Here is a 23932-nt window from a genome sequence, read left to right on the forward strand (position 1 = left end):
CTCAAAACAGGGAAAGATGTTCCGCTACCGGGCCAATCGCCAGGGCGGGAATAAAGGTCAGTGCGCCCACCAGCAGCACGGTGCCGATCAGCAGGCCAATAAACAGGGCATCGTGTGTCGCCAGCGTGCCTGGCGTAGCGGGCTGGATTTTTTTATTCACCAGCGAACCGGCAATTGCCAGCACCGGGAGAATCACGCCGAAGCGGCCAACAAACATGCACACCGCCAGCAGGCAGTTCCAGAATGGCGTGTTGGCGCTTAAGCCCGCGAAGGCGCTGCCGTTGTTATTCGCGGCCGACGAAACGGCATACAGCACCTCGCTAAAGCCGTGCGAACCGGGGTTGGCCATGGCGCTACGTCCGGCATCGGTCATCATCGCCAGCGCGGTGCCGAGCAGCACCAGCGTTGGGGTGACCAGAATCGCCAGCGCGGTCATTTTCATCTCCGGTACGTCGATTTTTTTGCCGAGGTATTCGGGGGTGCGACCAATCATCAGCCCGGCGATAAACACCGCCAGCAGGACGAACAGCAGCATGCCGTACAGACCGGAGCCCACGCCGCCGAAGACCACTTCACCAATCTGCATCAGCCACAGCGGGATCATGCCGCCCAGCGCGGTAAAGGAGTCATGCATCGCGTTTACCGCACCGCAGGAGGCTGCGGTTGTCACCACCGCGTACAGGCTGCTGGCAAGGATGCCGAAGCGGCTCTCTTTCCCTTCCATATTGATACTGCTGTCGGCACCGAACGCGAGCAGGTGTGGGTTACCGCGGGTTTCCGCCCACATCACCACCGCCACGCAGACCACGAAAATAATCGTCATCGCCCACAGAATCGCCCGGCCCTGGCGGTTGTCGCCTACCGACTCGCCGAAAGCAAAGCACAGCGCCGCCGGGATCAGGAAGATCGCCAGCATCTGCACGAAGTTGGTCAGCGCCGTCGGGTTTTCAAAGGGGTGTGAAGAGTTAGCGTTAAAGAACCCGCCGCCGTTGGTGCCCAGCATTTTAATGGCCTCCTGTGAGGCGACGGGGCCCATCGGCAGCAGCTGATGCGCACCTTCCAGCGTGGTAAACGGCTGGTAGGGCAGGAAGTTCTGTAACGTGCCTTGCTGAATAAAGAACAGCGCTAACAGCAGTGAAATGGGCAGCAGCAGCCACAGGGTAATACGGGTGATATCGACCCACGCGTTACCCAGCGTACTGACGCTATGGCGGGCAAAAGCGCGCACCAACGCAAACAGCACGGCGATGCCGGTGGCGGCAGAGAGGAAATTCTGTACCGTCAGACCAGCCATCTGGCTGAAATAGCTTAGCGTGGTTTCACCGCTGTACGACTGCCAGTTGGTGTTGCTGACGAAGCTCACGGCGGTGTTCAGCGCCAGGTGCCATGACAGGCCCGGCAGCTGCTGTGGGTTAAGCGGCAGATAGCCTTGCAGCATTAGCATGGCAAACAACGCCGCCAGACCGCAAAGGTTCAGCAGTACGATGGCCATGGCATAGCGTCGCCAGCTCATTTCCTGGCCGGAAATGCCGAGGATGCGCCACAGAACGCTTTCCGTCCGGGCCAGACCCGGCAGCGGCGCATTGCCGATCATCGTCGCCAGCATCTTGCCGAGCGGGCGAGCGAGAATAAACAGCACCAGCAGGAAGCTGGCAACGAGTAGAAATCCCTGAGCAGCCATCACAGCGCCTCCGCCTTCAAAAGGGCATAAACCAGATACGCCAGTAACAGGAACACCAGCACCACGCCGGCTATTACGCCTGTAGTCACAATCCACCTCCGGACGATTGAGTTATTGCGCTAAGCGTAGGTTTTCAGGTGCAAAGATTTCGCAAAAATTGCCGGGCGGGGTGTAAAAAAAGTATAAAAATAACAAATCCACAATTTAACTAATGGTTAGTATTAATTTAACAACCACGTAACTAAGTTACGCGGTGAATGTAAATAAACACAAAACAAACCGAAATTAGTGGTCGGATGAGTAGTAAAATTACACAAAAAGCGGTACGATTTTAAACAGATTACCAAGCATGATTTTCCGGCGAAGATTGCCGGCCAACTTAGGGGAGAGAATATGGAACTGTACAAAAAATATCCTGCACACGTCGTGTTAATGCGCCGTACTTTCGCCGTGGTGGCGGGGATTCTGGCGCTGCCGGTGATGCTGTTCTGGAAAGACCGCGCCCGTTTTTACAGCTATCTGCACCGCGTCTGGTCGAAAACCAGTGAGAAACCGGTATGGATGGAACAGGCTGAAGAGGCCGCCTGCGACTTTTATTAATCGTGTCGCAGCGAAAAAAAACACGCAAGCCGCTCCTGCAAAGGGGCGGCTTTTTGCATTTGCAGTGATGCAGGCCTGATAAGTGCAGCGCCATCAGGCAGGTGTGGTATCAACGTCGAAAGGTGTTGTGAAATAATTGGTGTAATATGAATGTATTAGTTAAATATATTCAGGATTTTTATGCCTACGCATCTGGTCTGGTTCCGCGCTGATTTGCGCCTGCATGACAACCTCGCCCTTGCCGCTGCCTGCCGCGATCCGCACGCGCAGGTGCTGGCATTGTATATTGCCACCCCGCAACAGTGGGCGGCGCACGCCATGGCCCCCCGCCAGGCCGCCTATCTTGCCGCGCAGCTGAACGCGCTTCGTCAGGCGCTGGCAGAGAAAAATATCCCGCTGATTTTCCACGAGGTGGCTGATTTTGCCGCCAGCATTGAGGTGGTGCGCAGCGTCTGCAAACGGCATGCGGTCACGCACCTTTTCTACAACTATCAGTATGAGTTCAACGAGCGTCAGCGCGATCGCCAGGTGGAACACTCGCTGGTGGATACCGTCTGTCAGGGGTTTGATGACAGCGTGATCCTGCCACCGGGGGCGGTGGTGACCGGCAATCACGAGATGTATAAAGTGTTTACGCCGTATAAAAACGCCTGGCTACGACGGCTGCGTGAGCACCTACCGGAGTGCGTTCGTGCGCCAGCGCCAAGAAATGCGCCTGCGGTAATAGCTGGGCCGGCGATAACATTGACCTATCCGCAGCAGCCGTTTGATCCGGCGCTGTTTCCTGCCGATGAAAACACGGCGATTCAACGGCTGCGTCAGTTCTGCCAGCAGGGCGCATCTGAGTATGAATCTCAGCGTGATTTCCCGGCGATTGAGGGGACCAGCCGTTTATCCGCGTGCCTGACCGTTGGCGTACTGTCACCGCGTCAGTGTCTGCATCGCCTGCTGGCCGAGCAGCCAGCGGCACTGGACGGCGGTGCGGGCAGCGTGTGGCTAAACGAACTGATCTGGCGTGAGTTTTATCGCCATCTGATGACTTATTATCCTCGGCTCTGTCAGCACCAACCGTTTATCAAGTGGACAGATAATGTCCGCTGGCACGACGCCCCGGCGGCGCTGACGGCCTGGCAGCGCGGGCAAACCGGCTATCCGATCGTCGACGCCGCGATGCGCCAGCTCAATGCTACTGGTTGGATGCATAACCGCCTGAGAATGATCGTCGCCAGCTTCCTGGTGAAAGACCTGCTGATCGACTGGCGGGAAGGGGAGCGCTACTTTATGTCGCAACTGGTGGATGGCTGCCTGGCGGCTAACAACGGCGGCTGGCAGTGGGCGGCCTCAACCGGTACCGATGCAGCGCCCTATTTTCGTATCTTTAACCCGACAACCCAGGGCGAACGTTTTGATAAAAGCGGGGCGTTTATCCGTCAGTGGCTGCCGGAACTGGCGGCGGTGCCGGACAGCGCGATTCATCAGCCGTGGACGTGGGCTGAGAAGCAGGGAAGGGGATTGGATTATCCGCGGCCCATCGTTAATCACAGTGAAGCGAGGGTTGCCACGCTTGCCGCCTATGAAGCTGCGAAGAAAAATGAGGCCTGATTTTCAGGCCTCATAGACAGGGTTACGCGTCAACCGCCAGGCGGCGTTGGCGAACTTTCACCGAGTGGTACAGCCAGATAACCATGACGACGCCGACGCAGGCCAGCGCGCCCCAGGTAATCTGGCTAAAGACGTCAATATAGGCATTGATGGAGTAGTCTGCCGCACCGGCGGAATCAAACGAGGCCTGCGAGGTCTGGTCGGCAATAATGCCCGCCACATAGTTGGCCACCGCGCCGGAGAGCAGCATGTAGATGCCGGTCAGTACACCGGTGACGCCCGGGATCTGAATACGGGTAATCTGCGACATGGCCACCGGGTCGATAAACAGCTCCGCAAAGCCCATCACCGACAGCCCCAGCAGCATCAGCGGCATGGAGGAGTGCCCGTAGCTGGCAGACCAGCGGGCGCTGAGGGTCAGAATACAGAACCCGGCGCTCATCAGCCCCAGGCCCAGCGCATACTTGCCCCAGATCCGTAGATCGCGGTTGCGGGTCACCTGCTCTTTAATCAGCCACGCCAGTACCACGCCGCAAAGCATGACCGCAAAGGCATTCACCGACTGGAACATGGCGGTCGGCACTTCGTAGCCCAGCACGTTACGGTTAACGAAACGGTCAATATACAGGCTGATTGAGCTGCCGCCCTGCTGGGCAAAGGCCCAGAACAACAGGCTGAAGAAGGTCAGCACCACAATCAGGCGCAGGTCTTTACGCTGTTCAGCCGTTTCGGCGCGACGGTAAATTTTCGCCAGTACCGCCAGGCCGATAATCGAAGCCGCGATCAGCGCATAGACCGACCATTCCTGCCAGAACAATACCGTAATAAACAGCGGTGCAACGGCCAGCAGTACCAGCAGCCAGCCCCAGTTGGGCAGCAGGAAGCTGCGCGCGCACAGTACTTCTTTGTTGACCCCGCGGGTGTGAGCGAAGTGGCGACGGCCGCTGATAAAAATGACCAGCCCGGCCAGCATGCCGACGGCAGCCAGCGTAAAGCCCATCGCCCAGCTATACTGCTCTTGCGCGAAACCACAGGCGATAGGCGCCACGATTGACCCGACGTTACCCGCCGCGTACATCAGCGAGAAACCGCCGTCACGGCGCGGATCGGTGGGTTCATACAGCTCGCCTAACAGGCAGCTGACGTTGGATTTAAACAGCCCGTAGCCGCAGACAATAATGGCCAGCGACAGATACAAGAACATGGGGGCCACTTCGCTGGCACCCAGTACCATATGCCCGATGACCATCAGCAGCGCGCCGAGCATCACCGCCATGCGGTTACCCAGCACTTTATCGGCCAGATAGCCGCCGAGAATCGGCGTGACGTAAACCAGTGAACAATAGGCGCTGAACAGCTCGTAGGCGTGAGTATCGTTGTACTTCAACTGGTTGGTGAGATACAGAATCAGCAGCGCGCGCATGCCGTAGAAGCTGAAGTATTCCCAGATTTGCAGGGCGACAACGTAGTAAATTGCCTTCGGCTGCGATTGTGATTTATTCATTGCACATTTAACCTCGAAACCCGGCAACGGCCTGCTGCGTAAGGCTTTGTTTCATTTATGTAATAATGCGTATAAAAGCGTATTATCTTTGTAATATGCGGTATGGTTGCATAAATATACATGAAGTTGCTCACATTGAAACAGGCAAATCGTGTTATTCAGGCATTTATTGTGCGTAGTTAAGCGGCGTTCCGGCGGATGTCAGGCATTGTGTATCGACGTAGCGGCAAAGTGACGCTATTTTATTCTGCTTAACAGCATTGATGGCTAAGGGAGCGAAAATGAAAAATACCGAGCTAGAACAACTGATTAATGAAAAACTTGGCAGCGGTGCCTTTAGCGATTATGCACCTAATGGCCTGCAGGTCGAGGGGCGTGAAACGGTACAGAAAATTGTGACCGGCGTGACCGCCAGTCAGGCATTGATTGATGAAGCCGTACGCCAGCAGGCGGATGCGGTTATAGTCCATCACGGTTATTTCTGGAAGGGCGAGTCGCCGGTGATTCGCGGCATGAAACGCAACCGCCTGAAGGCGCTGCTGGCAAACGACATCAACCTCTATGGCTGGCATCTGCCATTGGACGCACATCCAGAGCTGGGGAATAACGCCCAGCTGGCGCACCTGCTCGGTATTAACGTGATGGGTGAAATTGAACCCCTGGTGCCGTGGGGGGAACTGTCGATGCCGGTTTCAGGGCTTGAGCTGGCGTCGTGGATAGAAGTGCGTCTGGGGCGTAAACCGCTGTGGAGCGGCGATACCGGGCCGGAAAAAGTCTCCCGCGTGGCCTGGTGTACCGGCGGCGGACAGGGATTTATCGATAGCGCAGCGCGTTTCGGCGTGGATGCCTTCATTACCGGTGAAGTGTCAGAACAAACCATTCATTCTGCTCGCGAGCAGGGGCTGCATTTTTATGCTGCGGGCCACCATGCGACCGAACGCGGCGGTATTCGTGCGTTGAGCGAATGGCTCAATGAAACCACCGATCTGGATGTCACCTTTGTTGATATCCCTAATCCGGCCTGATTAACGGGGGGCATAAAGTGCAGCGAGCGCGTTGTTATCTGTTAGGGGAAACCGCCGTCGTGCTGGAGCTGGAACCGCCGGTCACGCTGGCGGCGCAAAAGCGCGTATGGCGATTGGCCCAGCGTCTGGCGGCGATTCCGGACGTGGTGGATGCGATTCCCGGAATGAATAATATTACCGTAACTCTGCGCCATCCGCAGACCCAGGCGCTGGACGCCATTGAGCGCCTTCAGCGCTGGTGGGAAGAGAGTGAGGCGCTGGAGCCTGATTCGCGGCAAATCGATATCCCGGTGGTCTACGGCGGAGAAAGTGGCCCTGACCTACCCGAGGTGGCCCGCCTGAGCGGCCTGACGCCAAAGCAAGCCGTAGAACTTCATGCGTCGGTGGACTACGTCGTGTGGTTTCTCGGCTTCCAGCCAGGTTTTCCTTACCTTGGTGGCCTGCCGGAGCGCCTGCATATGCCGCGTCGCGCGGAGCCCAGGCTGAAAGTGCCCGCCGGTTCGCTCGGCATTGGCGGCGCGCAAACCGGTATTTATCCGCTGTCGACGCCCGGTGGCTGGCAGCTGATTGGTCGCACGCCTCTGGCGCTGTTTTCGCCGAACCGTGAGGATCCTATTCTGCTGCGCCCCGGGGATACGGTGCGCTTTGTGCCGCAAAAGGAGGGAATATGCTAAAGGTGATACGTGCGGGCATGTATACCTCAGTGCAGGACGCCGGGCGTGATGGGTTGCGACAGTCCGGCGTGAGCCGCTGCGGCGCGATGGATAAGCCGGCGCTGATAACGGCCAATTTGCTGGTGGGCAACGATGCTAACGCTGCGGCGCTGGAGATTACGCTGGGGGCGGCAACCTTTCAGTTTGCCCGCGACGGTTGGTTTGCGTTAACCGGCGCGGGCTGCGAAGCCACCCTGGACGGTGCGGCGGTATGGAGCGGTTGGCGACACTGGGCAACGGCAGGGCAGACGCTGATGCTCGGGCGCCCTCAGCACGGCATCCGTAGCTACCTGGCGCTGGCGGGCGGTATTGATGTGCCGATGGTGCTGGGCTCACGCAGTACCGATCTGAATGCTGGCGTCGGCGGTCTTGAGGGGCGATGTCTGCGCGATGGTGACGTGCTGCCGCTGGCAACGCAGCAGCGTACTTTCCGCGCGCCGCGCGGCGTAAAGCCGCTTCTCGCCAGCAATCGCATCCGTGCGCTGCCGGGGCCGGAGTATCATGAGTTCGATGACGTTTCGCAGGAGGCGTTCTGGCGCTCACCCTGGCAGCTCAGCCCGCAAAGCAACCGCATGGGCTATCGGCTTAAAGGGCAACCGCTGACGCGCGCTCATGCGCGCGAGCTGCTGTCGCACGGGCTGGTGCCGGGCGTCGTGCAGGTGCCGCATAACGGCCAGCCGATCGTGCTGATGAATGATGCGCAGACCACCGGCGGCTATCCGCGTATCGCCTGTATTATTGAGGCCGATATGTTCCAGCTAAATAGCTGCGCCTAATACCGCTACACTTTTGCCTGACCATGTTTTCCTCCGGGGAATGGGCTGGCGGTTTCCATAAAATGGCGGACCTTTTTCAGTAACTGCCACATTGAGCGGCACTGATGATTACGGGTTATCGTGTCATGAAGTGCCTGCCATAGCCGTTCCACATGATTCACCCACGGCGAGTAAACCGGCTGGTAAATTACCCTGAACTTGGGATTTGCTTTCAACCAGCGCTGTGTTTCGCGGCTTTTATGGATAATGTAGTTATCAACGATCAGCGTGATTGTTTTCGCCCGCCGGTAAGTGGCTTTCAGGTGCTTCAGCAGAGCGATAAACAGCGCTGAACTTTTGCTGTTGCCGCCCACGTAGCTGACTTTACCCGTGCCACTGTGCAGTGCGCCGGCCAGATAGTATTTTTCGTTCTGCCCCGGCGTCACTACCCGTTTCTGCTGTCCGCGCAACTGCCAGTCCGCACCGATTTTAGGATTAAGGTGGATATCCACTTCATCTTCATAAAATACCGGATGCTCTGCGCTGCATTCATCCAGCGCTTTGTGGATTACCGCCATCTTTTCATCTTTATGTGGGTCACGGATACGCAGAGTTGGCGCGGCCCTGCGCCATACAAGCCCCGCAGATGGCAACCAGCGGCGAACGGTTCCTGCATGTAACTGGCAACCGGTTATCTCATTGATTTTTATTGCCAGTAATTCGGTGCTCCAGCGTGAACGTTGATAACCAAAATCGCCGGGAGAATGCTTTATCAGCTCACGTAACAGGGTGCAGATATGTTCAAAAGGCCAGCGTCGGGAGCGCCCTGCGGGTAAGGATTTCAGGCCTTCAATACCTGAGTGCGTAAACCAGTTAATCCAGCGACCAACGGATGAACGGGCACAACAGAGAGTTCTGGCAACATCGCTGACCCGTTCACCCCGATGAAGCATCAGCATGGCCGTGAGTCTGCGGGCATGATTTTTATCACGCGTTTTATGAATAGCTTTCTGCATCAGGCGTCGTTCGCCACGGGGTATTGGTACTATGATCGGCATCGCTCAGTCCGGTTGGTGATTTTGGTTGGTTTGGCGATTGATCAGATCGCACAATCCGGGCTGAGTTCCCTTTCAGTGATCTACTATTCCGCGCAGCTATTTAGCGCAAATTCCGCTGGGTCAGCCGATACATTTTGTCCGCTGCTCGCTGGAAGAGGCGCTGAAAGCTCGCGATGACCAGCAGCGTTATCTGGCGCAGCTTAGCTGGCGGCTGAATGAGGAAGCATGACGGCGGAGACGCGTCTCCTGTAATGAAACCGGCGCGAGGGGAATATGCGCCGGTTTATTATTTATGCCTTGAATGTAATCTTTGGGAATAATATTTGAATATTATTTATTTATTCTGATTTCATCATGCGATAAAGACCTTTTGTAGCGTTGCTCTTAAGGTTGTGCTTATATCCACACTGTCTGAACAGTAATCCAGGGATGGAATATGATGTTTAATATTGTCACGCCGCTGGCGGTTTTTTTTGCCTGCGAAATAGCTGAGCGGCAGTTTAATTTATTTCCCAGTAAGTCGATCTATCATACGGTTTATGGGCTGGTTTTAGTATGGCTGCTGTTGGCTATTATTCTTCATTTTATGACCACGCGCAGGTCGGAACAAACGACGCCGTTTGCCATCGCCAAGCTTTATAATACTCGCCCGGTCTACCCGCTACGTACCGACAACGAACGTCTTGCCGCCTGCGCTGAGGCGCTGTATCTGATTAGCGAAACGGCGAGCCCTCACCCATCTATTAGCTATATAAATTCACTGGAGCAGCTGGATTTAAATAATGTTGAAGATATTAAAGACGCGCGGCTATTAATGAGTTCGGCCTGGAATATTGATGGCGATCGGGCATTACGCAAAATGCTGAATAAACTCATCACCCGCGCCACCTCAGGTGCAAATATACCGATGGCGACGATCGCAGGTAAGGAGCGATATATCGCCTTTTTGCAACATCAGGGGCTGCCGTTCCAGGACATCGATGCGTGCCCGATTACCGGTTTCGATTTGGTTCGGGCTTCGTGTCTGGTCAGGATTGGCTTTTCCGTTGGCTATATTGATGAACAGGAAGCGCGATCGTTTCTGAATATCGTCGGTGAACTTATTGCGCGGCAATTCACGTCGTGGGAGCAGCTGACTGCCTCATATCTGGTCATGTATCTGGAGTGGAACGGCGGAGTGAAAGGGCCGCTCGGCGTTCTGCTTTCCTGGTTTGGCCCGCGCAACCGGATTTTGGGGGCCCGGCTGCTGCTGGAGGATGACGCGTCGCCATTTCGCCGCGCATCTTTTCAGCCTTACGCCTCCTGAACGGCCGAAATTGCCGCTTGCGCCAATAAGACAGGACGCTCAGGATAATAGGCGTGATGGTTTAGCAGAAGGAGACAGGCATGCCTGAGGGCCCAGAGATCCGCCGTGCGGCGGATAGCCTTGAAGCGGCAATCAAAGATCAACCTTTGACCGAGGTGTGGTTTGCATTCCCTGAACTTGCGACCTACGCGCCGGGCCTGGTGGGGCAGCGCGTAACGCGTGTAGAAACCCGCGGCAAGGCGCTGCTGACGCACTTTTCCAGCGGGCTGACGCTCTATAGCCATAATCAGCTCTATGGCGTGTGGCGCGTGGTTAACGCCGGTGAAATCCCACAAACGACGCGCGTGCTGCGCGTGAAGCTGCAAACGGCAGACAAAGCCATTCTGCTTTACAGTGCCTCAGATATCGAAATGCTGACGGCTGAGACGCTGAAAACGCACCCGTTTTTACTGCGCGTTGGCCCCGATGTGCTCGACATGAGCCTGACGCCACAGGCGGTTAAAGCACGCCTGTTGTCGGCAAAATTCCGTCATCGCCAGCTCTCCGGGCTGCTGCTTGATCAGGCGTTTCTTGCCGGGTTGGGTAACTATCTGCGGGTTGAGGTGCTGTGGCAGGTTGGCTTAACCGGCAATCACAAGGCCTCACAGCTTGATGAACAGCAGCTTGAGGCGCTGTCGCATGCGCTGCTCGATATTCCTCGCCTTTCCTACAACACGCGCGGCCTGGTGGATGATAATAAACACCACGGCGCGCTGTTTCGCTTTAAAGTGTTTCACCGCGACGGCGAGACCTGTGAGCGCTGCGGTGGGGTGATTGAGAAGACGATGCTGTCATCAAGACCGTTTTACTGGTGTCCTGGCTGCCAACACTAGGCGAGCGGGCGTGTGTTGTGTCGGTCGCCGTCATCCGCCAATCAGCCACGCGTTGCCTGATGGCGCTTCGCTTATCAGGCCGTCAGGATAGCCATAAAAAAAGCGCCCTCAGGCGCTTTTTTACGTTCAAACGCTCAATTATTTCTTGAGGTCTGATTTGAAGTCGCGCTGTTCGTAGCCGGTGTACAGCTGACGCGGACGCGCAATCTTCATGCCGTCGGTGTGCATTTCGTTCCAGTGGGCAATCCAGCCAATGGTGCGCGCCATCGCGAAGATAACGGTGAACATCGAAGACGGAATACCCATCGCTTTCAGGATGATGCCGGAGTAGAAATCGACGTTCGGGTACAGTTTCTTCTCGATGAAGTACGGATCGTTGAGCGCAATATGCTCCAGCTCCATGGCCACTTCCAGCAGATCGTCTTTGGTGCCCAGTTCTTTCAGTACTTCATGGCAGGTTTCACGCATCACGGTGGCACGCGGGTCGTAGTTTTTGTACACGCGGTGGCCAAAGCCCATCAGGCGGAAAGAGTCGTTCTTGTCTTTCGCGCGACGGACGAATTCCGGAATGTGCTCAACGGAGCTGATCTCTTCCAGCATCTTGAGCGCTGCTTCGTTGGCGCCGCCGTGCGCAGGCCCCCACAGAGACGCGATACCCGCAGCGATACAGGCGAACGGGTTCGCGCCGGATGAGCCTGCCGTACGGACGGTGGAGGTAGACGCGTTCTGTTCGTGGTCAGCGTGCAGGATCAGAATGCGGTCCATGGCGCGTTCCAGCACTGGGTTCACTTCGTAGTCTTCGCAAGGCGTCGCGAACATCATACGCAGGAAGTTACCGGCATAGGAGAGATCGTTGCGCGGATATACGAACGGCTGACCGATAGAATATTTGTAACACATCGCCGCCATGGTCGGCATTTTCGACAGCAGGCGGAAGGCTGCAATTTCACGATGACGCGGGTTATTGACGTCCAGAGAGTCGTGATAAAACGCGGCCAGCGCACCGGTGATCCCGCACATCACCGCCATCGGGTGAGAGTCGCGACGGAAGGCGTGGAACAGACGGGTAATCTGCTCGTGGATCATGGTGTGGCGAGTGACGGTGGTGGTGAACTCGTTGAATTCGGCCTGGTTCGGTTTTTCGCCGTACAGGAGGATGTAGCATACTTCGAGGTAGTTAGATTCGGTGGCTAACTGATCGATAGGGAAGCCGCGGTGCAGCAGGATGCCCTCGTCGCCATCAATAAAAGTAATCTTAGACTCGCAAGATGCGGTAGAGGTAAAACCAGGGTCAAAAGTAAAAATGCCTTTTGAACCGAGAGTACGGATATCAATAACATCCTGACCGAGCGTGCCTTTCAGCACATCAAGTTCAATAGCAGTATCACCCGATAGAGTGATTTTTGCCTTTGTATCAGCCATTTACGGTCTCCTTAGCGCCTTTTTGCTTAAGACTGCCGGATGCCGGATTTGCAATTCAAAAAATAGTTCGACGGTGCCAGTTTGTTATTTGGCTCACGGCTCTGCTGTAGAGATGCAACAAGGGTACAGAGCAAGGGCGCTTGACGGTGCACGTCTAATCTACAGTGAAACAACAGCAAATCAGGGTCTTAGCAATCCAATGATTCAAACCTGAACAAACACTAATAACTTTACTGATAGGTTGGGTCAACCCCATCACACTGTTACATAACTTATTATCAGGTGAAAGAGTGACCCCATAACTTTTGAGCATTATATGCTTTTACAGGTGATGGTTGTAACAATAATGTTTAATATTTGTCAAATCACGTGATTAATTTTTAAAAAATTGTTTTAATCGTGAGCGTGATCACTGTTCTGCATAAAACCAGACAAACTATATGTAGGTTAATTGTAATGATTTTGTGAACGGCCTATACTGCCGCCAGGTCTCCGGAACACCCTGCAATCCCGAGCCACCCAGCGTTTTAACGTGTCGATTTAGCATCTGTGAGCAGATTTAACCATGACGCGAAGTTATAGAAAGGACGCTGCTTGACCCGCCTGCAGACCGGAGGAAGGAAATAATAAGAACAGCATGTGGGCGTTATTCATGATAAGAAATGTGAAAAAACAAAGACCTGTCAATCTGGATTTGACAACGATCCGGTTCCCTATAACAGCGATAGCGTCCATTCTTCATCGCGTTTCCGGCGTGATTACGTTTGTGGCGGTGGGCATTCTGCTTTGGCTGCTGGGCACCAGTCTCTCTTCCCCGGAAGGCTTCCTGACCGCTTCCTCTATCATGAGCAGTTTCTTCGTTAAATTCATTATGTGGGGCATCCTCACTGCGCTGGCCTACCACGCGGTTGTGGGTATTCGTCACGTGTTAATGGATTTCGGTTATATCGAAGAAACCCTCGAGGCCGGTAAGCGCTCTGCCAAAATTTCTTTCGTTATTACTGTCGTGCTTTCAATTCTTGCAGGAGTCCTCGTATGGTAAGCAACGCCTCAGCATTAGGACGCAACGGCGTACATGACTTCATCCTCGTTCGCGCCACCGCTATTGTCCTGACTCTGTACATCATCTACATGGTGGGCTTTTTTGCGATTCACGGTGAAGTCACCTGGGAAATCTGGAGCGGTTTCTTTGCCTCTGCGTTCACTAAAGTGTTCACCCTGCTGGCTCTGTTCTCCATCTTGATTCATGCCTGGATCGGCATGTGGCAGGTGTTAACCGACTACGTTAAACCGCTGGCGCTGCGCCTGACGCTGCAACTGATGATTGTTGTTGCGCTGCTGGTTTACGTTATCTATGGATTTGTTGTGGTGTGGGGTGTGTGATGAAACTGCCAGTCAGAGAATTTGATGCTGTAGTGATTGGTGCCGGTGGCGCAGGTATGCGCGCGGCGCTGCAAATTTCCCAAAGCGGCCAGACCTGTGCGCTGTTGTCTAAAGTGTTCCCGACCCGTTCCCATACCGTATCAGCGCAGGGTGGCATCACCGTGGCGCTCGGTAATACCCATGAAGATAACTGGGAATGGCATATGTACGACACCGTAAAAGGGTCGGACTATATCGGTGACCAGGACGCGATTGAATACATGTGTAAAACCGGTCCGGAAGCGATTCTGGAGCTGGACCATATGGGGCTGCCGTTCTCCCGTCTGGAGAATGGGACCATCTATCAACGTCCGTTTGGCGGCCAGTCGAAAAACTTCGGCGGCGAGCAGGCAGCACGTACCGCCGCAGCGGCTGACCGTACCGGTCACGCGCTGTTGCATACTCTTTATCAACAGAATTTGAAAAACCACACCACGATTTTCTCCGAGTGGTATGCGCTGGATCTGGTGAAAAATGCCGATGGCGCGATTGTGGGTTGTACTGCCCTGTGTATCGAAACCGGCGAAGTGGTTTACTTCAAAGCCCGTGCCACCGTTCTGGCGACCGGCGGTGCAGGGCGTATTTATCAGTCCACCACTAACGCCCACATCAATACCGGTGACGGCGTGGGTATGGCTATCCGTGCCGGTGTGCCGGTGCAGGATATGGAGATGTGGCAGTTCCACCCGACCGGTATTGCCGGCGCGGGCGTTCTGGTCACAGAAGGCTGCCGTGGTGAAGGTGGTTATCTGCTGAACAAACACGGCGAGCGCTTCATGGAGCGTTATGCGCCGAATGCGAAAGACCTGGCGGGTCGTGACGTGGTGGCGCGTTCCATCATGATCGAAATCCGTGAAGGTCGTGGCTGTGACGGCCCATGGGGTCCACACGCCAAGCTGAAGCTGGATCATCTGGGTAAAGAAGTGCTGGAATCCCGTCTGCCGGGCATTCTGGAGCTGTCTCGTACCTTCGCACACGTTGACCCGGTTAAAGAACCAATCCCGGTTATCCCAACCTGCCACTACATGATGGGCGGTATTCCGACCAAAGTAAGCGGTCAGGCGCTGACCGTGAACGAGCAGGGCGAAGATGTGGTGATTCCTGGTCTGTTCGCGGTAGGTGAAATTGCCTGCGTATCCGTTCACGGCGCCAACCGCCTGGGCGGTAACTCGCTGCTGGATCTGGTGGTATTTGGTCGTGCCGTTGGCCTGCATCTGCAGGAATCCATTGCCGAGCAGGGCGTACTGCGTGATGCAACCGAAGAAGAGATCGACGCTTCTCTGGAACGCCTGAACCGCTGGAACGGTAATCGTAACGGTGAAGACCCGGTTGAAATCCGCAAAGCGCTGCAGGAATGTATGCAACACAACTTCTCGGTGTTCCGTGAAGGTGATGCGATGGCAAAAGGTCTGGAGCAGCTGAAGGCTATCCGCGAGCGCCTGAAAAATGCGCGCCTGGACGATACTTCCAGCGAGTTCAACACCCAGCGCGTAGAGTGCCTGGAGCTGGATAACCTGATGGAAACCGCTTACGCCACCGCGGTGTCGGCAAACTTCCGTACCGAAAGCCGTGGCGCACATAGCCGCTTCGACTTCCCGGAACGTGATGATGAAAACTGGCTGTGCCATTCCCTGTATCTGCCAGAGTCGGAATCCATGACGCGTCGTAGCGTCAATATGGAGCCGAAACTGCGTCCGGCATTCCCGCCGAAGATTCGTACTTATTAATGCGGAGACAGGAAAATGAAACTCGAGTTTTCAGTTTATCGTTATAACCCGGACGTAGACGATGCTCCGCGCATGCAGGATTACACCCTGGAAGCGGAAGAAGGTCGCGACATGATGCTGCTGGATGCGTTAATCCAGCTGAAAGAAAAAGATCCGAGCCTGTCGTTCCGCCGCTCCTGCCGTGAAGGGGTTTGTGGTTCGGACGGTCTGAACATGAACGGGAAAAACGGTCTGGCATGCATTACGCCGATCTCCGCGCTGAATCAGCCGGGCAAGAAAATTGTTATCCGTCCGCTGCCTGGATTGCCGGTGATCCGCGATTTGGTGGTAGACATGGGGCAATTCTACGCACAGTATGAGAAGATTAAGCCTTACTTGTTGAATAATGGGCAAAATCCTCCGGCTCGTGAGCATCTGCAGATGCCGGAGCAGCGTGAGAAACTCGATGGTCTGTACGAGTGTATTCTCTGCGCATGCTGTTCGACCTCTTGCCCGTCGTTCTGGTGGAACCCGGACAAGTTTATCGGCCCGGCAGGCCTGCTGGCTGCGTATCGCTTCTTAATTGATAGCCGTGATACCGAAACCGACAGCCGCCTGGAAGGGTTAAGTGACGCTTTCAGCGTATTCCGCTGCCATAGCATCATGAACTGCGTCAGTGTATGTCCGAAAGGTCTGAACCCGACGCGCGCCATCGGCCACATTAAGTCGATGCTGCTGCAACGTAGTGCGTAAGTAGTCATTGTTGCCGGATGGCGACGTACCGTCTTATCCGGCCTACATCCCCCGTAGGCCTGATAAGCGAAGCGCCATCAGGCAACAAACATGCAGGAAACCTTTAAAAACTGCCAAATCTACTTTCTCTGAGCAGAAAGGGTGAGAGTCCAAAAAACTCTAAAGACAGTTTCTAAAGGTTCCTTCGCGGGCCAGTGCAAATACAAGAGCTCGCAAGTGAACCCTGGGACGTGTGCTTTACCGGCGTACGTCGTAGTTATCCACGGCGAAATAAGCATAAAATGCTTAAGGGATCACGATGCAGAACGGCGCAATGAAAGCCTGGCTGGACTCTTCTTACCTCTCTGGTGCGAACCAGAGCTGGATAGAACAGCTCTATGAAGACTTCTTAACCGATCCTGACTCTGTCGACGCTCACTGGCGTTCAATGTTCCAGCAGTTACCTGGTACCGGAGTCAAACCGGATCAATTTCATTCCAAAACGCGTGATTATTTCCGTCGTCTGGCGAAGGATGCCTCACGTTACTCTTCTTCGATTTCCGACCCTGACACGAATGCGAAGCAGGTTAAAGTCCTGCAGCTTATCAACGCTTACCGCTTCCGTGGTCACCAGCATGCGAATCTCGATCCGCTGGGACTGTGGCAGCAGGAGCGAGTGGCTGATTTAGATCCCGCTTTCCACGATCTGACCGAGGCCGACTTCCAGGAGAGCTTTAACGTAGGTTCTTTTGCCATCGGCAAAGAGACGATGAAGCTCGGCGATCTGATTGATGCCCTCAAACAGACCTACTGCGGCCACATTGGCGCGGAATACATGCACATTACCAGCACCGAAGAAAAACGTTGGATTCAACAGCGTTTTGAAGCGGGGCATGCCACCTTTAGCGCAGAAGAGAAAAAGCGCTTCCTGAGCGAACTGACCGCGGCGGAAGGCCTGGAACGCTACCTGGGCGCGAAATTCCCGGGCGCAAAACGCTTCTCGCTGGAAGGCGGCGACGCGCTGGTACCGATGCTCAAAGAGATGATCCGCCATGCGGGCAAGAGCGGTACCCGTGAAGTGGTGCTGGGTATGGCGCACCGCGGTCGTCTGAACGTGCTGATCAACGTACTGGGCAAACAGTCCCAGGAGCTGTTTGACGAGTTCTCCGGCAAACATAAAGAACACCTCGGCACCGGTGACGTGAAGTACCACATGGGCTTCTCTTCTGACATCGAAACCGAAGGCGGTCTGGTACACCTGGCGCTGGCGTTTAACCCGTCGCACCTCGAAATCGTGAGCCCGGTCGTCATGGGTTCCGTTCGCGCGCGTCTGGACCGACTGGACGAGCCGAGCAGTAATAAAGTACTGCCTATCACCATTCACGGCGATGCGGCAGTGACCGGGCAGGGCGTGGTTCAGGAAACCCTGAACATGTCCAAAGCGCGGGGTTACGAAGTGGGCGGTACCGTTCGCATCGTTATCAACAACCAGGTGGGCTTCACCACCTCTAACCCGCTGGACGCGCGTTCTACGCCGTACTGCACCGACATCGGTAAGATGGTTCAGGCGCCGATTTTCCACGTTAACGCGGACGATCCGGAAGCCGTGGCCTTCGTGACCCGTCTGGCGCTGGACTTCCGTAATACCTTCAAGCGCGACGTGTTCATCGACCTGGTGTGCTACCGCCGTCATGGCCACAACGAAGCCGACGAGCCAAGCGCAACCCAGCCGCTGATGTACCAGAAAATCAAAAAGCATCCGACCCCGCGCAAACTCTACGCTGACAAGCTGGAAGCGGACAAAGTCGCGACGCTGGAAGATGCCACTGAAATGGTTAACCTGTATCGCGACGCGCTGGACGCGGGCGAATGCGTGGTGAAAGAGTGGCGTCCAATGAACCTGCACTCCTTTACCTGGTCGCCGTACCTCAATCATGAATGGGACGAAAGTTACCCGAACAAGGTTGACATGAAGCGCCTGCAGGAGTTGGCTAATCGTATCAGCACCGTGCCGGAAGGCGTGGAAATGCAGTCGCGCGTAGCGAAAATCTACGGTGACCGTCAGGCCATGGCGGCTGGCGAGAAGCTGTTCGACTGGGGCGGCGCGGAAAACCTGGCGTACGCCACGCTGGTTGATGAAGGCATCCCGGTGCGTCTGTCTGGTGAAGATGCCGGTCGTGGTACCTTCTTCCATCGTCACGCGGTGATTCATAACCAGACCAACGGTTCGACCTACACCCCGCTGCAGCACGTGCACAACGGCCAGGGCGATTTCAAAGTGTGGGACTCCGTGCTGTCTGAAGAAGCGGTACTGGCATTTGAATACGGCTATGCGACGGCTGAGCCGCGCACGCTGACCATCTGGGAAGCGCAGTTTGGCGACTTCGCCAACGGTGCGCAGGTGGTGATTGACCAGTTTATCTCCTCCGGTGAGCAGAAGTGGGGCCGTATGTGTGGCCTGGCGATGCTGCTGCCGCACGGCTACGAAGGACAGGGCCCGGAGCACTCCTCCGCGCGTCTGGAACGTTATCTGCAGCTTTGCGCACAGCAGAACATGCAGGTTTGCGTACCGTCGACCCCGGCACAGGTTTATCACATGCTGCGTCGTCAGGCGCTGCGCGGGATGCGCCGTCCGCTGGTGGTCATGTCGCCGAAGTCGCTGCTGCGCCACCCGCTGGCGGTTTCCAGCCTGGATGAGCTGGCGAACGGTACCTTCATGCCGGCGATTGGTGAAATTGACGATCTGGACCCGAAAGCGGTGAAACGCGTGGTGCTGTGTTCTGGTAAGGTTTACTACGACCTGCTGGAACAGCGCCGTAAGAACGATCAGAAAGATGTCGCTATCGTGCGTGTTGAACAGCTGTACCCGTTCCCGCACCAGGCGGTACAAGAAGCACTGAAACCTTATGCACACGTGCATGATTTTGTCTGGTGCCAGGAAGAGCCGCTCAACCAGGGCGCCTGGTACTGCAGCCAGCATCATTTCCGTGATGTGATTCCATTTGGGGCCGCTCTGCGCTATGCAGGTCGCCCGGCCTCCGCCTCACCGGCGGTAGGGTATATGTCCGTTCACCAGAAGCAGCAACAAGATCTGGTCAATGACGCGCTGAACGTCGATTAATTAAGGATACATAATGAGTAGCGTAGATATTCTGGTTCCCGACCTGCCTGAATCCGTAGCGGATGCCACCGTCGCCACCTGGCATAAAAAACCGGGCGATGTGGTTGTGCGTGATGAAGTGCTGGTAGAAATCGAAACTGACAAAGTGGTACTGGAAGTACCGGCGTCGGCAGATGGCATCCTTGATGCCGTTCTGGAAGATGAAGGTACCACCGTCACTTCCCGTCAGATCCTGGGCCGCCTGCGTGAAGGCAACAGCGCGGGTAAAGAAACCAGCGCCAAAGCTGACAGCAAAGAGTCAACGCCGGCTCAGCGCCAGCAGGCTTCTCTGGAAGAGCAGAACAACGAAGCGCTCAGCCCGGCGATCCGTCGCCTGCTGGCTGAGCACAACCTCGAAGCCAGCGCCATTAAAGGCACCGGCGTCGGCGGCCGTCTGACTCGTGAAGACATCGAGAAGCACCTGGCAAAAGCACCGGCGAAAGCCGCTGCTGCGCCGGCACCGGCTGCTGCCGCTCCGGTTGCGCCGCTGGCTGGTCGCTCTGAGAAACGCGTACCGATGACCCGTCTGCGTAAACGCGTGGCCGAGCGTCTGCTGGAAGCGAAAAACTCTACCGCGATGCTGACGACCTTCAACGAAGTGAACATGAAGCCAATCATGGACCTGCGTAAGCAGTACGGTGACGCGTTTGAAAAACGTCACGGTATCCGTCTGGGCTTTATGTCCTTCTACGTGAAGGCCGTAGTGGAAGCGCTGAAACGCTATCCGGAAGTGAACGCGTCCATCGACGGCGATGACGTGGTTTATCACAACTACTTCGATGTGAGCATGGCGGTTTCTACGCCGCGCGGCCTGGTGACACCGGTCCTGCGTGATGTTGATGCACTGGGTATGGCTGACATTGAAAAGAACATCAAAGAGCTGGCGGTTAAAGGCCGTGACGGCAAGCTGACCGTAGAAGATCTGACCGGCGGTAACTTCACTATTACCAACGGCGGCGTATTCGGCTCCCTGATGTCTACCCCGATCATCAACCCGCCTCAGAGCGCGATTCTGGGTATGCATGCCATTAAAGACCGCCCGATGGCGGTGGATGGCAAAGTGGAAATTCTGCCGATGATGTACCTGGCACTGTCCTATGACCACCGTCTGATCGATGGGCGCGAGTCTGTGGGCTTCCTGGTCGCCATTAAAGAGTTGCTGGAAGATCCAACCCGTCTGCTGCTGGACGTGTAGCCAATAAGAGTACCACCTGCCCTGTAGGCCGGATAAGGCGTTTACGCCGCCATCCGGCGTTGATGCGATGCCTGATGGCGACGCTCGCGCGTCTTATCAGGCCTACAGGTTTAAGATAATGATTACCTGAAGGATGGATAGAACACATGAACTTACATGAATATCAGGCAAAACAACTCTTTGCCCGCTATGGCTTACCGGCTCCGGTGGGTTATGCCTGTACTACTCCGCGCGAAGCAGAAGAAGCCGCTTCAAAAATCGGCGCTGGCCCGTGGGTAGTGAAATGTCAGGTTCACGCTGGTGGCCGCGGTAAAGCGGGCGGTGTGAAGGTTGTTAACTCGAAAGAAGACATCCGCGCTTTCGCTGAACATTGGCTGGGCAAACGTCTGGTGACTTACCAGACGGACGCACACGGCCAGCCGGTTAACCAGATCCTGGTTGAAGCGGCTACCGACATCGGTAAAGAGCTGTACCTGGGCGCGGTCGTCGATCGTAGCTCCCGTCGCGTGGTCTTTATGGCCTCTACCGAAGGCGGCGTGGAAATCGAAAAAGTGGCGGAAGAAACCCCGCACCTGATCCACAAAGTGGCGCTCGATCCGCTGGCTGGCCCGATGCCTTACCAGGGTCGCGAACTGGCGTTCAAACTGGGTCTGGAAGGTAAACAGGTTCAGCAGTTCACCAAGATCTTCATGGGTCTGGCGACCATTTTCCTGGAGCGCGACCTGGCGCTGATCGAAATCAACCCGCTGGTTGTCACCAAACAGGGTGACCTGATCTGCCTCGACGGCAAGCTGGGCGCTGACGGCAACGCGCTGTTCCGCCAGGCCGATCTGCGTGAAATGCGCGATCAGTCGCAGGAAGATCCGCGTGAAGCGCAGGCTGCACAGTGGGAACTGAACTACGTTGCGCTGGACGGCAACATCGGTTGCATGGTTAACGGTGCGGGCCTGGCAATGGGCACCATGGACATCGTTAAGCTGCACGGCGGCGAACCGGCTAACTTCCTCGACGTTGGCGGCGGCGCAACCAAAGAGCGCGTGACCGAAGCGTTCAAAATCATCCTCTCTGATGACAATGTTAAAGCCGTTCTGGTTAACATCTTCGGCGGTATCGTACGTTGCGACCTGATCGCTGACGGTATCATCGGCGCGGTAGCTGAAGTGGGCGTTAACGTCCCGGTTGTCGTCCGTCTGGAAGGCAACAACGCCGAACTCGGCGCGAAAAAACTGGCTGATAGCGGCCTGAATATTATTGCAGCGAAAAGTCTGACGGATGCAGCTCAGCAGGTTGTTGCCGCAGTGGAGGGGAAATAATGTCAGTTTTAATTAATAAAGATACCAAGGTTATCTGTCAGGGCTTTACCGGTAGCCAGGGGACTTTCCACTCCGAACAGGCGATTGCTTACGGTACGCAGATGGTTGGCGGCGTAACGCCAGGCAAAGGCGGCACCACGCACCTGGGCCTGCCGGTGTTCAACACCGTGCGTGAAGCGGTAGAAGCGACGGGCGCGACCGCTACCGTTATCTACGTTCCGGCACCGTTCTGCAAAGACTCCATTCTGGAAGCGATCGATGCAGGCATCAAACTGATCATCACCATCACCGAAGGCATCCCTACGCTGGATATGCTGACCGTGAAGGTGAAGCTGGATGAAGCGGGCGTGCGTATGATTGGCCCGAACTGCCCAGGCGTTATCACCCCGGGCGAATGTAAAATCGGTATCATGCCGGGCCACATTCACAAGCCGGGTAAAGTGGGCATCGTTTCCCGTTCCGGTACGCTGACTTATGAAGCGGTTAAGCAGACCACCGACTACGGTTTCGGCCAGTCCACCTGTGTGGGCATCGGTGGTGACCCGATCCCGGGTTCTAACTTTATCGATATCCTGAAACTGTTCCAGGAAGATCCGCAGACTGAAGCGATCGTTATGATCGGTGAGATCGGCGGTAGCGCAGAAGAAGAAGCCGCTGCGTACATTAAAGATCACGTGACCAAGCCGGTTGTCGGTTACATCGCGGGCGTCACCGCGCCGAAAGGCAAGCGTATGGGCCACGCTGGCGCCATCATCGCAGGCGGTAAAGGTACGGCAGACGAGAAATTCGCTGCGCTGGAAGCCGCGGGTGTGAAAACCGTTCGTAGCCTGGCCGATATCGGCGAAGCGCTGAAATCAATTATCAAGTAATCCTCTCTGCTCCCTACGCGAATTCCTGACGCATACAGGAAGTAGGGAGCCTTATATGTCTGGTTTCGACATGGTTGGCCGCCCCTGGGCGGCCTTTTTTAATGGCGCCGTCTGGCGACCAGCGTAAATTTATAGTCGTCGCTCTTAAAGGTATTGCGGCTATATTCAAAGATTCGCCCATCCTGCAAAAAGCCGCGCGATACTTTTTCCAGCACCGGTTTGCCCGGCATAATTCCCAGAATAGCCACCGTTTCTTCGTTGGGGATCACTGGGATAAGTTCCTGTTCGCTACGATCGATAACCATTTTTTTGATCGCTTCAATAAAGTGATATTTAGAATTCTCCATCACTTCCCAGGTCAGGTCGGGGAAAAGGGCGAGTGGCATCCACGTTTCTTCAAGGGTGACCGCCTTTTGCTTGATAAACCGCACGCGCTTAACGTGCCAGACCTTATCGTCGGCGGCCAGCTGCAGCTGCTCGGCCAATGCTTCACCGGCCGCGATGACTTCAAACACTTTCACTTCGCTGTGGGTTTCGACGTGTCGGTCGGCGAGCTTCTCGTAAAAGCTGGTGAGCTGGTAGATATCGTAGTTGACGCGCTCTTCTTTCACATAGGAGCCGCTTCCCTGAATGCTTTCAATAATTTCCTGCTCGGTAAGCAGCTTGAGCGCCTGTCTGACGGTCACACGGCTGACCTGAAAAGCTGCCTGTAACGCTGATTCGGTTGGCAACGCGTCGCCCGGTTTTAGCTCACCGCGCGTAATTTGCCCCCGCAGTGCGTCGGCAATCTGGCGATACATCGGTTTTTTACTCATCGCTTTTCGCTTTTGTATGAATTGGTTAAGACCTTTTTAGCTGATTATGCCGACATCTCAATAATAGTAAACAATACAAATTAAATACAAATTATTGGCTATTAGTGAAATTGATCACTTAAATGTATTATTTTGTCTGCCACAATCGCCGCACAACATAACGACAATCCTCTGAGGATCAT

General features: G+C 55.4%; 20 protein-coding genes and 2 pseudogenes. 16 read left to right on the forward strand and 6 right to left on the reverse strand.

All coding sequences use genetic code 11. The features are described from left to right. Nucleotide 1 precedes the first annotated feature (1 nt). Entirely contained in the window at nucleotides 2–1681 is a 1680-nt protein-coding gene (kdpA, locus tag H7R58_RS07015; RefSeq protein WP_182929282.1) for a potassium-transporting ATPase subunit KdpA, read from the reverse strand. Then, complete coding sequence (gene kdpF, locus H7R58_RS07020; RefSeq protein ID WP_077625464.1) at nucleotides 1681–1770, reverse strand: K(+)-transporting ATPase subunit F; 90 nt, start codon at nucleotides 1768–1770, stop codon at nucleotides 1681–1683. Before kdpF ends, kdpA begins: the two co-directional genes overlap by 1 nt. 304 nt (nucleotides 1771–2074) lie before the next feature. Between kdpF and H7R58_RS07025 the strand changes: the two genes are divergently transcribed. Beyond that, nucleotides 2075–2281, forward strand: a complete 207-nt coding sequence (locus tag H7R58_RS07025; protein ID WP_106924653.1) for a YbfA family protein — start codon at nucleotides 2075–2077, stop codon at nucleotides 2279–2281. Between the two features lie 180 nt (nucleotides 2282–2461). After that, nucleotides 2462–3883 carry a deoxyribodipyrimidine photo-lyase gene (gene phrB / locus H7R58_RS07030; protein ID WP_106924652.1) on the forward strand — a complete coding sequence of 474 codons (1422 nt, stop codon included), beginning with the start codon at nucleotides 2462–2464 and terminating at the stop codon, nucleotides 3881–3883. A gap of 22 nt (nucleotides 3884–3905) precedes the next feature. Here the strand turns inward: phrB and dtpD are convergent, their stop codons facing one another. Further along, nucleotides 3906–5387 carry a dipeptide permease DtpD gene (gene dtpD / locus H7R58_RS07035; RefSeq protein WP_182929281.1) on the reverse strand — a complete coding sequence of 494 codons (1482 nt, stop codon included), beginning with the start codon at nucleotides 5385–5387 and terminating at the stop codon, nucleotides 3906–3908. 281 nt (nucleotides 5388–5668) lie between these two features. Here dtpD and H7R58_RS07040 point away from each other — a divergent pair, with 281 nt between their 5' ends. From H7R58_RS07040 to H7R58_RS07050, 3 genes and pseudogenes are all read left to right on the forward strand, one after another. Further along, the gene (locus H7R58_RS07040; protein WP_106924650.1) at nucleotides 5669–6412 is read left to right on the forward strand and encodes a type 2 GTP cyclohydrolase I; all 744 of its coding nucleotides are present in this window, start codon (nucleotides 5669–5671) and stop codon (nucleotides 6410–6412) included. A 17-nt stretch (nucleotides 6413–6429) separates the two neighbouring features. Continuing rightward, entirely contained in the window at nucleotides 6430–7086 is a 657-nt protein-coding gene (gene pxpB, locus H7R58_RS07045; RefSeq protein WP_182929280.1) for a 5-oxoprolinase subunit PxpB, read from the forward strand. Continuing rightward, nucleotides 7080–7886: pseudogene (locus tag H7R58_RS07050) on the forward strand (biotin-dependent carboxyltransferase family protein); the annotation flags it as partial. The gene pxpB and the pseudogene H7R58_RS07050, both read left to right, overlap by 7 nt. A gap of 20 nt (nucleotides 7887–7906) precedes the next feature. Here the strand turns inward: H7R58_RS07050 and H7R58_RS07055 are convergent. Continuing rightward, a complete protein-coding gene (locus H7R58_RS07055) occupies nucleotides 7907–8938 on the reverse strand; it encodes an IS630-like element ISEc33 family transposase (protein ID WP_001395480.1) in 1032 nt (343 codons plus the stop codon). A 97-nt stretch (nucleotides 8939–9035) separates the two neighbouring features. Here H7R58_RS07055 and H7R58_RS07060 point away from each other — a divergent pair. From H7R58_RS07060 to nei, 3 genes and pseudogenes are all read left to right on the forward strand, one after another. After that, nucleotides 9036–9167, forward strand: a pseudogene (locus tag H7R58_RS07060) (allophanate hydrolase subunit 2 family protein); the annotation flags it as partial. Nucleotides 9168–9374: 207 nt separating this feature from the next. Continuing rightward, entirely contained in the window at nucleotides 9375–10244 is an 870-nt protein-coding gene (locus H7R58_RS07065) for a DUF1266 domain-containing protein (RefSeq protein ID WP_182929278.1), read from the forward strand. An 80-nt stretch (nucleotides 10245–10324) separates the two neighbouring features. Next, on the forward strand, nucleotides 10325–11116 hold the full coding sequence (nei, locus tag H7R58_RS07070) for an endonuclease VIII (protein ID WP_182929277.1): 792 nt from the start codon (nucleotides 10325–10327) through the stop codon (nucleotides 11114–11116). Nucleotides 11117–11254: 138 nt separating this feature from the next. On the opposite strand, the gene H7R58_RS07075 is transcribed toward nei, so the two are convergent. Then, nucleotides 11255–12538 carry a citrate synthase gene (locus tag H7R58_RS07075; RefSeq protein WP_106924645.1) on the reverse strand — a complete coding sequence of 428 codons (1284 nt, stop codon included), beginning with the start codon at nucleotides 12536–12538 and terminating at the stop codon, nucleotides 11255–11257. 637 nt (nucleotides 12539–13175) lie between these two features. On the opposite strand from H7R58_RS07075, the gene sdhC reads away from it, so the two are divergent. From sdhC to sucD, 8 genes are all read left to right on the forward strand, one after another. Further along, a complete protein-coding gene (gene sdhC / locus H7R58_RS07080; protein ID WP_181357960.1) occupies nucleotides 13176–13580 on the forward strand; it encodes a succinate dehydrogenase cytochrome b556 subunit in 405 nt (134 codons plus the stop codon). Then, nucleotides 13574–13921, forward strand: a complete 348-nt coding sequence (gene sdhD / locus H7R58_RS07085) for a succinate dehydrogenase membrane anchor subunit (protein ID WP_182929276.1) — start codon at nucleotides 13574–13576, stop codon at nucleotides 13919–13921. The genes sdhC and sdhD overlap by 7 nt, the downstream gene beginning before the upstream one ends. Beyond that, nucleotides 13921–15687 carry a succinate dehydrogenase flavoprotein subunit gene (gene sdhA, locus H7R58_RS07090; RefSeq protein ID WP_106924644.1) on the forward strand — a complete coding sequence of 589 codons (1767 nt, stop codon included), beginning with the start codon at nucleotides 13921–13923 and terminating at the stop codon, nucleotides 15685–15687. The genes sdhD and sdhA overlap by 1 nt, the downstream gene beginning before the upstream one ends. A 15-nt stretch (nucleotides 15688–15702) precedes the next feature. Beyond that, nucleotides 15703–16419 carry a succinate dehydrogenase iron-sulfur subunit SdhB gene (gene sdhB, locus H7R58_RS07095; protein WP_064548333.1) on the forward strand — a complete coding sequence of 239 codons (717 nt, stop codon included), beginning with the start codon at nucleotides 15703–15705 and terminating at the stop codon, nucleotides 16417–16419. Between the two features lie 298 nt (nucleotides 16420–16717). Next, nucleotides 16718–19519, forward strand: a complete 2802-nt coding sequence (gene sucA, locus H7R58_RS07100; protein ID WP_182929275.1) for a 2-oxoglutarate dehydrogenase E1 component — start codon at nucleotides 16718–16720, stop codon at nucleotides 19517–19519. 13 nt (nucleotides 19520–19532) lie between these two features. Continuing rightward, on the forward strand, nucleotides 19533–20753 hold the full coding sequence (gene odhB, locus H7R58_RS07105; RefSeq protein ID WP_106924642.1) for a 2-oxoglutarate dehydrogenase complex dihydrolipoyllysine-residue succinyltransferase: 1221 nt from the start codon (nucleotides 19533–19535) through the stop codon (nucleotides 20751–20753). Between the two features lie 146 nt (nucleotides 20754–20899). Continuing rightward, nucleotides 20900–22066 carry an ADP-forming succinate--CoA ligase subunit beta gene (gene sucC, locus H7R58_RS07110; protein ID WP_003022927.1) on the forward strand — a complete coding sequence of 389 codons (1167 nt, stop codon included), beginning with the start codon at nucleotides 20900–20902 and terminating at the stop codon, nucleotides 22064–22066. Beyond that, entirely contained in the window at nucleotides 22066–22935 is an 870-nt protein-coding gene (sucD, locus tag H7R58_RS07115; RefSeq protein ID WP_006809578.1) for a succinate--CoA ligase subunit alpha, read from the forward strand. The genes sucC and sucD overlap by 1 nt, the downstream gene beginning before the upstream one ends. Nucleotides 22936–23033: 98 nt before the next feature. Here the strand turns inward: sucD and H7R58_RS07120 are convergent, their stop codons facing one another. Beyond that, on the reverse strand, nucleotides 23034–23750 hold the full coding sequence (locus H7R58_RS07120) for a GntR family transcriptional regulator (RefSeq protein ID WP_182929274.1): 717 nt from the start codon (nucleotides 23748–23750) through the stop codon (nucleotides 23034–23036). Nucleotides 23751–23932 lie beyond the last annotated feature (182 nt).

The sequence above is a fragment of the Klebsiella sp. WP4-W18-ESBL-05 genome (genome assembly GCF_014169075.1).
GTDB classification, from domain to species: domain Bacteria; phylum Pseudomonadota; class Gammaproteobacteria; order Enterobacterales; family Enterobacteriaceae; genus Kluyvera; species Kluyvera ascorbata_B.

Bases quoted from the DNA above. Each gene is read 5' to 3' on its own strand.
- sdhA (WP_106924644.1), top strand. From the start codon at position 13,921: ATGAAACTGCCAGTCAGAGAATTTGATGCTGTAGTGATTGGTGCCGGT.
- dtpD (WP_182929281.1), bottom strand. From the start codon at position 5,387: ATGAATAAATCACAATCGCAGCCGAAGGCAATTTACTACGTTGTCGCC.
- sucA (WP_182929275.1), top strand. From the start codon at position 16,718: ATGCAGAACGGCGCAATGAAAGCCTGGCTGGACTCTTCTTACCTCTCT.
- odhB (WP_106924642.1), top strand. From the start codon at position 19,533: ATGAGTAGCGTAGATATTCTGGTTCCCGACCTGCCTGAATCCGTAGCG.
- sdhC (WP_181357960.1), top strand. From the start codon at position 13,176: ATGTGGGCGTTATTCATGATAAGAAATGTGAAAAAACAAAGACCTGTC.
- phrB (WP_106924652.1), top strand. From the start codon at position 2,462: ATGCCTACGCATCTGGTCTGGTTCCGCGCTGATTTGCGCCTGCATGAC.
- H7R58_RS07040 (WP_106924650.1), top strand. From the start codon at position 5,669: ATGAAAAATACCGAGCTAGAACAACTGATTAATGAAAAACTTGGCAGC.
- H7R58_RS07025 (WP_106924653.1), top strand. From the start codon at position 2,075: ATGGAACTGTACAAAAAATATCCTGCACACGTCGTGTTAATGCGCCGT.
- H7R58_RS07065 (WP_182929278.1), top strand. From the start codon at position 9,375: ATGATGTTTAATATTGTCACGCCGCTGGCGGTTTTTTTTGCCTGCGAA.
- sucD (WP_006809578.1), top strand. From the start codon at position 22,066: ATGTCAGTTTTAATTAATAAAGATACCAAGGTTATCTGTCAGGGCTTT.
- H7R58_RS07055 (WP_001395480.1), bottom strand. From the start codon at position 8,938: ATGCCGATCATAGTACCAATACCCCGTGGCGAACGACGCCTGATGCAG.
- sdhD (WP_182929276.1), top strand. From the start codon at position 13,574: ATGGTAAGCAACGCCTCAGCATTAGGACGCAACGGCGTACATGACTTC.
- sdhB (WP_064548333.1), top strand. From the start codon at position 15,703: ATGAAACTCGAGTTTTCAGTTTATCGTTATAACCCGGACGTAGACGAT.
- sucC (WP_003022927.1), top strand. From the start codon at position 20,900: ATGAACTTACATGAATATCAGGCAAAACAACTCTTTGCCCGCTATGGC.
- H7R58_RS07120 (WP_182929274.1), bottom strand. From the start codon at position 23,750: ATGAGTAAAAAACCGATGTATCGCCAGATTGCCGACGCACTGCGGGGG.
- H7R58_RS07075 (WP_106924645.1), bottom strand. From the start codon at position 12,538: ATGGCTGATACAAAGGCAAAAATCACTCTATCGGGTGATACTGCTATT.
- nei (WP_182929277.1), top strand. From the start codon at position 10,325: ATGCCTGAGGGCCCAGAGATCCGCCGTGCGGCGGATAGCCTTGAAGCG.
- kdpA (WP_182929282.1), bottom strand. From the start codon at position 1,681: ATGGCTGCTCAGGGATTTCTACTCGTTGCCAGCTTCCTGCTGGTGCTG.